Raw genomic sequence first — 11,966 nt, 5'->3', positions numbered from 1 at the left:
CTCGCCGGTGATCGTGATTTGCCGGTCGCGCCAGTCGTAGCCGTACTGCGTGACGCGGCTGGTCGTGCCGTCGACATAGGCGGTCGTTTGCGTCACGTTGCCGTCCCCGCCGCCGGTGCCGCCGTCGTATTGATTGTCTGTAATCACAACCATGTTATTGCCCGGCGCGCCGCCGCCGCCAGTTGGATCAGTATCCGTTGCTCCGTAGTCGTTCGTTCCGACGTAGGTACCGGTCACATAGCTACGCGTGTCAAAAGTTGTGCGCGTGATCGTACCGCCCGGCGTTACCAAGCGATTCTGCCGGCCCATGGCATCATGCCCATAACCGGTTTCGTTGTAGTTGGCATCCGCTGTACCGTCGCCAGTCGCTGGAATCGTATAATACGCTCTGGTTGCCATGAGCCGGCCGCCGTTATCGTACATACTTTTGGTCCAGCGGGTCCACGTCGACTGCGGGAACGTATTGGTCCCGGAGAGCCAGCCGGAGAGCGAGCTTTCGGCGGCCTGGATGGCGTCGGTCGGCTGGCCTGAGGCGTTGGTGATTGTGATCGAAACGGGGCCCAGCGACGTGTAGGTATAGTTAGCAGCCAAGCCGATGGCATAGCCGCTTGCGGTAGTCGTCGTGAAGTTGACACCGTCGTACAAAGTCCAGTTCGTCGTGCGCACCGAAACACCATCGACCAGGTGCGCCGGGCCACGCGATTGGATTGTCCGGCCTCGATTGTCCAACTTGTAGTCAGTGACCAAGTTCAACGGCGCTGGCAAGCCCGAGGGACGCGACCAGCCGGACGGCGGCGTCTCCAGACCGGGATCCACGTCCTCGATCATCTGGACGGCGCCGCCAGTGACCGAGTCGAACGTGAAATTGTCGATGAATCCACGCGGGCCTTGCTCCCAGGTCATCTGCCCGAGCGTGTCGTAGTATTCCTGCTGGGTGTCGGCCGTGTTGAACCCGTTCTGCGCCAGCGGCACGACTGGCAGAGTAGTGGTCTTCTGCTGCACTTGGAGTGTGCCGGTGTACCAGGCATAGCCGTAGCTGGTGGTGATGGCGCCGGTGCCGTCGTCATTGCTGTACACGGTCTGGTTGGCGAGCATTTGCACGGTGGCGATGCCGACGGTCTGCCGGGTGTAAGTGAACTCGGCGAGAACAACCGGAGTGCCGCCCGTGCCCTGCCGAATCGACTTTGATTGGACGTAACCGGCAGCTGGGGCGGAAGCGGGATAATACTGCACCAGGTTGAATAGGCCACTACCGCTTTGCAGGTTCACGTTTAGCGTGCCCGCCGGCGTTCCTTCGCTGTAGCTGATTACAGCCGAAGGCATGGCCTGCGAGATCTCGTGGGCATCGGTGTCGTATTGCCGAAACTCTGTCCAGTGGTTGCCAGCCGATTGAAGATCCTTGAGCAGGATCTGGCCGATGAAGTTGGTGTAGACGACATTCTGGCTGCTGTCCGGCCGTGTTTCGCTTGTGCGCACCGCCCACATGTTGTAGTCAGTGTTGGCCGTGTAGCCGCTGGCCTGGTAGGCGAACGTGGTTGTCAGAGTGCCGCCACTGACCGATTCGAGCGTGACGCGGTTCAGACTGTCGTACTGGAGATACTGCGTGGCGACTTGGGCCACTTGGTCATCGGATGCCAGCAGCGGATTCCCTTGCGCGGCGAGCGTGGCGTAGCCAGATGGACCAACGACGTACTTGAGCAGGTGAGCCTCCGTGCCCGAGTAATAACGGAAATAGTTGTTGGCCGTGTCGGCCCATCCGATTCCGTCGGGAACCTGCTGGGTCGCCGTGCGAAGGTCATTCAAGCTGCCGTTGGGATCGCTCAGGTCATAATAGCTGTAAACTGCCTGGGCCACGTTCGACCACGGCCCGCCGTCGGCATTGCGGCGAAGCGTCACCGACGCCAGATTGCCCGCGTTGTTGCCCGAGTCGAGGTAGGTATAGAGGAAAGACTCGCTGATGGTTTGGCCGTTTTGGGTAAGGCTGCGCTGAATCTCGCCGATTTGGGCGCCCTCGTACGAGACAACCTGGACCGTGTCGCCGCCCGCGATGGCTAGGCTCTTGAATGAGCCGGGCGGGAAGCTGGTTTGCGTGAAATCGTTGAACTCCAGGACCTCGCCCGTGGTCAAAGCAAGCTGGAAAACGGAACCGGTATGGACCAGTGCCTGGTTCGCGCCGTAGCGCGCAACAAAGCTACCGTCGGGTTGTTGGTCGAACCAAACAGTCCAGTTCAGCCCTTGGACGGCGGCAATGGTCCTGGACGAACTCAGGCTGAGGTACGGCCACTGGACGATGACCCAGTTATAGCCGTTGCCGAAATTGAACGTGCTGGCAAGCTGGTTACTGTAGCTGCGTGTGTGCCCAAGGATGCGGCCAAATCCAGCCGTGGATAAGTCGGTCTGGAAGATTTGCAGCTCACCATTGAAGTACTTCACCGGATACGAGCTTGCTCCTGAACAGCAAGGTAGGGACTGTGGCTGCTTCGGCGGGCAACCGCCCATACAGACTTGCGGCGTGTCGCCGCAAGGCGGGCAGCCTGGCGGATAAGGCGGAGGCGGCGAGCCAGAGCTTGACCCGAGTGTCATGGGGATTGCTAAGGCCGCGAAATCCTGCAGGGCTGACGGCGCTTCTGTAACGAGCTTTTGGGCTGAAAGCACGCTCGGCCAGCGCACGCCGGCAGGGCCGGTACCCGGTTCGAGTTTCAGTTGCAGCGCCGCCGGTTCTCCTTCGATGTTGTCCTGCGACCAGACGGGTGAGCGTTCCGAACCGGTGAAGTACGCCTTTGCGCTGCGTGTGCCCCGCTTGCTGCCAGAGCCGATTTCCAAGCGGAGACGATCGTAGCCGGCGACGGTCGGGAAATTCACCTCCCAGCGCTCCATGCCTTTGGGCGCGCCGGGGATGGTGAGGAAATAATCACCGTTCAGGCGATCGTATCCACCGCTGGCGGCGGCGACTTTGTCCAACGAAACGCGATACCAAGTTCCTGCCGGATTCGTGGCGGCCATCGCTGCGCTCCTGCTTGTTAGCCCGCTGGGGCAAATCGGTTGCTTACACTTGTTCCGGACTGCTTGGCCCGATAACCGCGGAATCCCTTAATAGATCACGCTGTTCGCCCACAAAATCGCCGGCCGCGCGATTGCCCCAGATGCCAGCGCCCAGATAGAGCGTTGAAGTCACGCCAATATGCTGCACGAGGCTCGGCGAGTGTACGAAATAGGGCAACCGCGACTCACGGCACCAATGCCCGACAACTGAGTCGATGTTCCGAGTGCCGCCGGCCGGGCCGCAGCGCCGATGCTGAATGGGCATCGGGCTGGTCAGCAAGCATTCGGCGGAGGAAGGGGAGAAGAGATATGCCTGTGCCCCCCAGGTGTCCCAACCGCGATCCTCGACATGAAAGCCGGGCGGCTTGCCGCGAGCATAGAGGCTTGGGCAAAAGAGCGATACGACGCCAACTCGTTCCGCCGGCCACAGCACCTGCTCCAAATACGCACGAACGCCGCGGCAGAAGATCACATCGTCCTGGCAAAGCAAGTAGCCATCAGCCTGCGGCTGACGCATCACAAGTTCCGCCAGACCGAGATACCAATTGGGAAACGCGCCGAGTTGCTGATCGCGGCGGGTGTCGGGAAGATGCGTCCACTCGGAAGGGATGAGCGCGTCGGCGTCGGTAAACAGCCGAGGTCGCTCCCAGCCTGCTTGTGCCAAGCTGGCGAGCATGCGGCCCAGCGTCGGCTGTTGCCGACCGGCCGTGGTCACTCCTACCGACCAAGTCCACGCGGACATGGGATTCGCCGCCTCTAGCGCCCATCAATGAGCGCATAACGAACACGCCCCACACCGATCCGGAAAGATGGGCAAACCCTGACGCCGCAGATGGCGAAAGGCGTTTTGCTCCGAGAAGACCTTCGCATATTAAGCTTCTGGTTCATCACGTCAACAGAATTCCTTTACGAATTCTTACGCCCTCTACGGCCTGGGGTGATGACCCTAAATTGACTGTATCTGGTGCCCGTGCGGCTGAGCGCATTCCAAGAAGCGAAGTCCTAAGCACTGCGGATTGTGAATCCGGTTTACCACCGAAACATCGGGCTGTATGCACGTCAACAATGAAGGAAGAGTAATAGCTCCGATGCTGATCGCGCGCATTTCTGGCATATGGTGTTCGCAGAGCGACGTGGGCAGCAGCAAAAACAAAAGTGGCTTGGCCACCGACGACAATTACGCTGTCGAGCGAGCAGAGCGTTGAATAGCGTGTGATGGACCTGAAAGAACGCGTGTGCCTGCGAGAAGAATGGATAGTTGCGGCGCATCGTTCTGATTTGGAGCCTGACGAATTACTGTTACAAGTTGTGACCGAGTAGCTGGCACGTGAAATCGCCAGCAGGGCGAGTAGTCTCCAATTTCGTTGGATTGCCAGAAGTACTTGTTTACCGCGGTGGGCACATTTGGCAGTGCAAGCTTTGGGCTGCTAGCGTAATTTTCGTCGTAGAGCCAATATGGCGACGACGAGCGATGAATTGGGTGGTGGTGGACTGGGCCCGCCGAGCTACCAGCAGCTGCTGGAAGAGAACCGACAGCTCAAACAGCAGGTTCAGCAATTGACTCGCCAAGTGGAGCAGTTGACCAGGCAGGTGGAACAGTTGCGCCGCGAAAGCAAACGCCAGGCCGCACCGTTTCGCAAGCAGGACGAACCTGCCGCGGCGGCGAAAAAGCCGGGCCGCAAGTCGGGTCGGCGACACGGCCCACATGCGCATCGTGGCCTGCCGCCGCGGATCGACGAAACCTACGACGTGCGGCTGCCGGCCAAGTGCCCGCACTGCGGCAGCCGCCACTTGAGTGAAACGCACGTCGCTTCCCAATACCAGGCGGAGATTCCACGCCAGGTCAAGTACCGGCGGTTCGACATGCACGTCGGCGTGTGCGACCAATGCGGCCGGGCCGTCGAAGGCCGCCATGCCTTGCAGACCAGTTCGGCCCGCGGCGCGGCGGCCAGCCAATTGGGGCCGAATGTCCACGCGCTGTTGGCCATCTTGAACAAACAGCTCGGCCTGTCGCACGGCAAGAGCGTGAAGCTGCTGGGCACGTTGTTCGAGGGACTGGCGATCGCGCGGGGCACTAGCGCGCGGTCGATCGCCCGCACGGCCAAGCGGTGCGAGCCCGCGTATGAGCAAGTGCGACAGGACATTCGCGGTTCGCCGCAGGTCGTGCCGGACGAAACCGGCTGGCGCGTCGGCGGCCGCATTGCCTGGTTGCACGCCTTCGTCGGCCGACGCGAGACATGTTACGTGATCGATCCGACGCGGAGCCGTGCACCGGCCGAGCAGTTGCTGGGGCTGGACTGGTCCGGCACCTTGGTGCACGACGGTTGGAGCGTGTATGACCGATTCGCGCACGCCGCGCATCAACAATGCCTCGGGCACTTGCAGCGGCGGTGCGAGCAACTCCTGGAAACTGCCAGCGGCGGCGCCGGGTGCTTGCCGCGCGCCGTGCTGGGCTTGATCGACCGGGCCTATACGCTGCGGCGCGCGTGGCGCGGCCATCGCCTCAGCGGCGACGATCTGGCCGAGCGAGGCCTGAGCTTGGCGTGTGAACTGGAACGGCTGGCGCAGGGACGGTTCACGCACGAGCCTAACCGGCGTTTGGCGGCGCATCTGTTGGGTCACGCCATGCATTGGTTCTGGTTCCTCATCGACCCCACGATAGACGCCACCAACTATCGCGGCGAACAAGCGATTCGCCCGGCGGTCGTGAACCGCAAGGTCTGGGGTGGCAACCGCACTTGGCGCGGCGCGCGGTGGCAAAGCATCCTGACCACAGTGCTCCGCACCTGCGAACAACGAGCGTCGAAGGGATTCGAGTTCCTGCTTCGCACCCTCTGTCGTCCCGCTCGCCAACTACTGCCCGCCTGAAGCGGTAAACAAGTACTGCCAGAATTGTTGTCTGTGGTAATGGAAGTGGCTAACGAGTCTGGCCGTGTAAGTCACAACTTATCCACACACCAGCGGTGTTAGGAATGTTAAGTATTCTCTTAAAGTTAAGAAGTTAGCTGCTCGGCAATCCGTTGATCGGATTTGAAAATATGGCTATGGGTGCGCCTAATCGCCCGATGCTTTGCGCCCATTCGTCCGTGGGAACGTGCGCCTAATCGCCCGACAAGACCGCGCCCAATTGCCCGAGGCTATCCACAGGCGCCGCCGTCGCACGGCTTGGCGCGTTCAGGCCTGCTGTTTGGATTGGCGTGTTGTTGGTCTCCTTACGCCTAATCGCCCGAGTAGTCGTCGGGCAACGTGTTGAGCTTCCACGATTCGGTAAAGATGCCCCTCGTCTGCCTACGCATCGGAGCGCGCGGAAACACTAACCGCGGATGGTTATGGGCCAAGTGCGAACGGTGGACGAAATGCACGATTTCGTCCCCCTCCTGGTTCCGCCGCAGCGATAGTTCGTATTCCGGGAGTTCGTTCGTTTGCACGACTTGGCGGATGTCGATGGCGAAGTCGGAAAGCCGGGCGGCGGAGCCGGGTTTTTCATGGAGCTGCTACATGGTAAAGCTCCCGCCAGTTTGCTGGTGCCCGGCGTGCTTACGCACGACCCAGTAGAGCCAGCACTCGATGCCACCGGTCAGCAGAAAATACAGTCCTCGTGGATGGTCAGCACCCCTCCCGCTCAACGACGCCTTGGACAACCAGTCTGGGAGCGTGATGATCATGCCGGTCGGCTCGCCAGCGGCTTCGTCAATCGTCTCGGCCCTACCGTCAAGCCAATGAAATGAGGAGAACTTTTTTCTTGCCCAGAGCGCGGATGTTGGTCCGCACGGTCGCAACGGGCGCGGTCCCGCTCAAGCTGAACGATCGGCTGGTAATCGGCGTCATGCGCGCGTCGGTCACATCGACAACGGTTGCCTCAGCGTGTCGCTCGTGAGCGCAACGCAGAGCGTCTGCCCCAGCGTCCCTTGGCCCGCCCAAGCCGGACCTTGCCAGTGGCCCGGTTCATGCCTGGCGAAGCTCTTCCAGGCAAGGGCGGACGTGCTCGATTTCTTGCTCCAATTCGCTCAGGAAAAGCTCCAGGTCGTGCCAGTCGGTCGTGTCCGCTGCCGATTCCAGGCGCCAAGCGGCGGTCGAGGCGGTGCGGGCTCCAAAGTTGGCTAGCTCACCTTTGAGCGTGTGGGCCGCCAGCCGCATGCCGGCTCGGTCTCGGCGCAGGATCGTGGCGCGCAATTCGGAGAGCCGCAACGGATAGGCGCCGACCAACACGTCGGCCAACTCGCGCAGCAATTCGCGATCGCCGCCCAAGCGACGGAGCGCTTCGTCCTCGTCGAGTGGTTCGTGCTGCGACTGGCGGGCTGGCTCGTCCGCACGGCGCTGAGGTTCCGGGCAATGACGCGCGATGGCGTTCAACAATTCTTCCACATGAAGCGGCTTCGAAAGGTAGCCGTCCATGCCTGCTTGCAGACACCGCTCACGGTCCCCTTTCATCACGTGGGCCGTCAAGGCGATGATCGGCACGTGCCGGCCGGCGCCCAACTCGCGGTTGCGGATTTCCTCGGCCGCTTGGAAGCCGTCCATCTCGGCCATCTGCACGTCCATCAGGATCAGGTCGCAAGGTTCTCGCTGCGAAAGCTCGACCGCCTGGCGGCCGTTTTCGGCGACGAGCACCGAGTGTCCCCATTTCTCCAGCAGGCGAATAACGAGCTTCTGGTTTACCAGGCTGTCTTCCGCAAGCAGGATGTTCAGTGGGCCTCCCTTGGAAACAGCGACGGCGGCCGCTGACGTTGAGCGAGCATGGGCCGGCGGCGCGGCCTCCAGGCAGCGCGCGAGCAATGCGAACAATTCGGATTGCCTGACCGGCTTCCAGTGGCAGGCGACGATGCCCAGCCGCTGGCACCCCGGCCAATCGGCCGGTGGCCCGGTGGAGCTGAGCAGGATCAGCTTCGTCGCCGAGAGGTCGGGATGGGCTGCGATCTCCTGGGCCAGATCGCGACCGCTCATCTCGGGCAAGGCAGCATCAATCATCGCCAATGCGTAAGGCGCGTTCGACGCGGCGGCCTGTTTGAGCGCATCGAGCGCGTGCGCTGATTGTTCGACAACCGTGGGCTCCAGTCCCCACTGGTCGAGAATCTCGGCCAGGATTCGCCCACTCGTGCGGTGGTCATCCACGATCAGCACGCGAGCGGGCCGTGCGAGCCCCAGCCGCTCGTCGGGCGCGGCGTCGGGGTTGCGCTCCAGGCGAACGGTAAAATGAAACACGCTGCCCTGGCCGGGTTCGCTTTCGACCCACACCCGGCCGCCCATGAGCGCGGCCAATTGACGCGAAATGGCGAGGCCCAACCCCGTGCCGCTGTATTTGCGCGTGGTCGAGCTGTCGGCCTGCGAAAATGCCTGGAACAACAGATGCACGCGGTCGGCGGGAATACCAATGCCCGTATCGATCACGTGGAAGTGAAGTTCGACCTGGACGTCGTCCTCCGATTCCAGCGTCACCGCCACGACGACCTCGCCTTGGGCGGTAAACTTGATGCCGTTACCGGCCAAATTGATCAGGATCTGGCGCAGGCGACCTGCGTCGCCGATCAAGGCATCGGGCACGTCGGCGGGAATCTGGCAGGCCATTTCGAGCCCCTTGGCCGACGCCTGGAAGGCGAGAGTCTTCAATGCGTCGCTGACGCAATCACGTAGCCGGAACCGGATTGGATCGAGCTCAAGCTTGCCGGCTTCGATCTTCGAAAAATCAAGGATGTCGTTCAACAGGGAGAGCAGGGCATCAGCCGACGTCTTGACAGTTTGCAGATAGTCGCGCTGCTCGGGAGTAAGCTCGGTGTCCAAGGCCAGGTCGGTCATGCCGAGGACGGCGTTCATTGGCGTGCGGATCTCGTGGCTCATGTTGGCCAGGAAATCGCTCTTGGCGCGAGTAGCGGCCTCCGCGGTTTCCTTGGCCTGCTGCAATTCGACTTCGGCCTGTTTGCGGGCGCTGATGTCGCGCGAGATGCCGAAGGTGCCGATGATCCGGCCGTCGGAGTCGCGGAACGGCATCTTGGTGGTCGAGAGCCAGCGAACCCGCCCGTCGGCCCAAGTCTGCTTTTCTTCCTTGCTGACGATTGGCTGCCCGGTCCGCATTACCTCTTCCTCGTCGCGGCGAGTGCGGGCGACATGCTCGGGCGTGGCGAAATCGGCATTGGTCCTGCCGACCGCCTCCGACGGATCGCGATAGCCGACCTGTTTGGAAAATTCGCGATTGATCCGTACGAATCGCGAAAGCTGGTCCTTGAAGTAAATGATGTCGGGGACGTTGTCCATCAAGGTGTGCAACAGGTGCCGCTCGTATTCAACGGCCGCTTCGGCTTGCTTGTTGCGCGTGATATCGCGGCTGACGCAGACGAGCCCGACGACTTGTCCGTCGGCGTTGATCCAGGGGAGCTTGGTCGTCGAGACCCAGGCACCGCGTCCGTTGGCGCCGGTGATCGGCTCTTCGCGATTCACCAGCGGCGCGCGCGTCTGGATGACCAGGCGGTCGTCTGCGTCGAACCGCTCGGCGAACTCGCGCGGAAACAGCTCGAAAACGGTCTTGCCCAGCACCTGGCCCGGGCTCGAGGCCCCCACGAAGTGCATATGTGCCCGGTTGTCGAGCAGGTAGACCCCCGCCGCGTCCTTGATGTAGATGTGGTCCGGCAAGCTGTAGATCAGCGTTTGCAGCAGCGAACGATCGGCAAGCAGATTGCCTGACATGCACGACTCCTGTCCCTGGCGATCAGCACTCCGGCGTTACCGGCTCATGCGAGTGTGCTGACGCTACCGCGAGCCCCGGTCGAAATGTCGCTCGCACGACCGAAGCGAGCACCACGCCAGCCAAGACCGCTCCGGCGCGAAACGGCATTATAGCGGGTCATGGCGCAGCAGGGACAAGGTTTGCCGCGACTTCGGCCGAATACCATAGCCGACCGCCGTAGCACGATGCACGTCTGCTTGGCAAATCGCCCCGCGGCAGCGGGCATGCTCGCCCCGAGCCAATGCCCGCACATTTCGCCGATCGCGCCGAGGCAATGAGCTGAACCAAGCCGTTACATCGATCCCGGCGGCAGCCGGTTCGGCTGGGCCGGAATGTTCGACCAGGCCTTCACGCCATTCGTCCAGGTCCCGTCGAGCCGTTCGACAACCATCCCCTTCTCGCGCTGGGCGAGCCGCGAACTGGCGTCGTGGACCTTCAGCTCGCTGCCGATGCAACGACCCGAAGCCGACCACGTCTGCACTGGCCCCGCGGGCAAGAAGTGACGTTTCGAATTGCCCGATTTCGATTGGACAAGCGTTTGGCTTGCGCTCGTCGATCACATCGACCGGGCCGATCCTCGCGGGGTCGCGCCGGGACTGTTTCAAGACACTGCGACGTTTGGCGTTGCCTGGCGTAGCCGGTTAGAATCCAAGGGTTGCGCGAACCCCGACAACGGGGAATGCTCGCTATATGGACGGAAGCGATGTAATCATAACTTCGGCAACAGAGGGAACCATGCAACAGCAAGGGACAACGTGGCATTACCTGGCAGCGCTGGCCGTGCTGGCGAGTTGCCCGTTGAGTGTTTTCGCCGGCGCGGGCGGTGACAGGAAAGTTGCGCCCATGCCATTGCCGCCGGAGATCGTCAAGGCGTGGACGGACTCCGGCGCCGCCGTCGGCTGGATGCAAATGAGACCGACGGAAGCGCCTAAGTTTCAGGCCCAGGCAAAAGGCGGGACCGGGGCGCTGCCGGTGTTTCAGTTCTCCGAGTGGAAAGAGGGAGTGCTGGCGAAGCTGCCCGACCCCGGGGCCGCGTTCGGCCTGAGCTTTAACGCCACGAATGTGACCGACGCAAGGCTGAAGGAGCTGGCCGGGCTCAAGAGCTTGGAAGCGTTGTACCTGAATAAAACGCAGGTGACGGACACGGGGCTTAAAGCATTGGCCGGGTTGAAGAGCTTGCACACGCTCGACCTTCGCAACAATAAAGTGGCCGACGCGGGGATAAAGGAGTTGGCCGGGCTGAAGAGTTTGCAGAGGCTGTACCTCAATCACTGCCCGGTGACCGACGCGGGGATAAAGCACCTGGCCGGACTGAAGAGCTTGCAAAGGTTGAACGTGAGCGGCACAAACATGACGGACGCGGGGCTCAAGGACCTGGCCGGCCTGGAGGGCCTGCAAGAGCTGACCGTCTGGGGCGTGGAGTTCACCGATGCGGGGATGAAGCACGTGGCCGGTATGAACAACGTGCAATGGCTGGACATCGGCAGCACAAAAATGACCGACGCAGGGCTGAAGGAGTTGGCCGGCATGAAGAGCTTGCAATGGCTGTCCACCGGCGGCCCGAAAATGACCGACGCAGGGATCAAGCACCTGGCCGCCCTGAAGGGCTTGCAGACGCTGATCCTTACCAACACGCAGGTCACGAAAGCCGGCGCCGCCGCGCTGAAAAAGGATTTGCCCAAATGCAATATCTACGGCGCGCGATAATGAAGCGGGCGCCTTCCGTGACAGCGAGCGGTAATTTGTCGGAAAACGGGTGTTTTCGGAAGACAACAGGGGTCCGGAGTCGGACGTCGAATTGAGTATAAAACGGGCCGAAGAAGCTGCTACAGCAGATCGGCCACGCGAATGACGCCAGTGCGAGGCTCCACGTCCAACACCCCGTGAGCCGGCTGCTGATCTTGCTTTTTAACGAACCCGCGTCGGTCACATCGACAACGGTTACCTCGGGGTGGCGCACCGGGGCGAGCTTCCAATGGTCGAACAACATTCGTCCGCCGAGACAGGTTCCACAGGTGATGCGGCACGACTGCGTCTATCATCAAGGCGGCGCTCGCGATGCGGACGTTTCGGCAACGCTGTATAATCGCATTCCGAAGTGCCGGAGTAGTCCGCTGGTTGCAATGCGGCTTTTCTGGAGGGAATTCGTATTTGTTTCGATTCAAAATCCAGTCTGTTGGCCGGTGGTTGCGTCTATGGCGTCGCC

The 11,966-nt window shown here is 61.7% G+C and carries 8 protein-coding genes; 3 read left to right on the top strand and 5 right to left on the bottom strand.

The window, feature by feature from the left end:
• Positions 1–3,003, bottom strand: a 3,003-nt coding sequence (locus VGG64_14330; protein HEY1600782.1) for a hypothetical protein, incomplete at its 3' end; no start/stop codon positions are given.
• A 43-nt stretch (positions 3,004–3,046) separates the two neighbouring features.
• Entirely contained in the window at positions 3,047–3,784 is a 738-nt protein-coding gene (locus VGG64_14325; GenBank protein ID HEY1600781.1) for a hypothetical protein, read from the bottom strand.
• 713 nt (positions 3,785–4,497) lie between these two features.
• On the opposite strand from VGG64_14325, the gene VGG64_14320 reads away from it, so the two are divergent.
• A complete protein-coding gene (locus VGG64_14320) occupies positions 4,498–5,910 on the top strand; it encodes an IS66 family transposase (GenBank protein HEY1600780.1) in 1,413 nt (470 codons plus the stop codon).
• Positions 5,911–6,260: 350 nt separating this feature from the next.
• Here the strand turns inward: VGG64_14320 and VGG64_14315 are convergent, their stop codons facing one another.
• Positions 6,261–6,470 (bottom strand): hypothetical protein, encoded by a 210-nt coding sequence (locus VGG64_14315; protein ID HEY1600779.1) that lies wholly within the window; start codon positions 6,468–6,470, stop codon positions 6,261–6,263.
• Here VGG64_14315 and VGG64_14310 point away from each other — a divergent pair.
• Positions 6,465–6,770 (top strand): hypothetical protein, encoded by a 306-nt coding sequence (locus VGG64_14310; GenBank protein HEY1600778.1) that lies wholly within the window; start codon positions 6,465–6,467, stop codon positions 6,768–6,770. The two genes, VGG64_14315 and VGG64_14310, sit on opposite strands and share 6 nt — an antisense overlap.
• 217 nt (positions 6,771–6,987) lie before the next feature.
• On the opposite strand, the gene VGG64_14305 is transcribed toward VGG64_14310, so the two are convergent.
• Positions 6,988–9,720, bottom strand: coding sequence for a PAS domain-containing protein (locus VGG64_14305; GenBank protein HEY1600777.1), 2,733 nt, complete (start codon positions 9,718–9,720; stop codon positions 6,988–6,990).
• 332 nt (positions 9,721–10,052) lie between these two features.
• Complete coding sequence (locus VGG64_14300) at positions 10,053–10,256, bottom strand: hypothetical protein (GenBank protein ID HEY1600776.1); 204 nt, start codon at positions 10,254–10,256, stop codon at positions 10,053–10,055.
• A gap of 302 nt (positions 10,257–10,558) precedes the next feature.
• Here VGG64_14300 and VGG64_14295 point away from each other — a divergent pair, with 302 nt between their 5' ends.
• The gene (locus VGG64_14295) at positions 10,559–11,467 is read left to right on the top strand and encodes a leucine-rich repeat domain-containing protein (GenBank protein ID HEY1600775.1); all 909 of its coding nucleotides are present in this window, start codon (positions 10,559–10,561) and stop codon (positions 11,465–11,467) included.
• Positions 11,468–11,966: the final 499 nt, after the last annotated feature.

The sequence above is a fragment of the Pirellulales bacterium genome, assembly GCA_036490175.1.
Taxonomy (GTDB): domain Bacteria; phylum Planctomycetota; class Planctomycetia; order Pirellulales; family JACPPG01; genus JACPPG01.
The sequence above is the reverse complement of the archived record's forward strand: the minus strand, read 5'-3'. Positions and strand labels throughout refer to the sequence as shown.

Excerpts from the sequence above, each read along its gene's own strand:
- VGG64_14325 (HEY1600781.1), bottom strand. The coding sequence starts at position 3,784 with ATGTCCGCGTGGACTTGGTCGGTAGGAGTGACCACGGCCGGTCGGCAA.
- VGG64_14320 (HEY1600780.1), top strand. The coding sequence starts at position 4,498 with ATGGCGACGACGAGCGATGAATTGGGTGGTGGTGGACTGGGCCCGCCG.
- VGG64_14305 (HEY1600777.1), bottom strand. The coding sequence starts at position 9,720 with ATGTCAGGCAATCTGCTTGCCGATCGTTCGCTGCTGCAAACGCTGATC.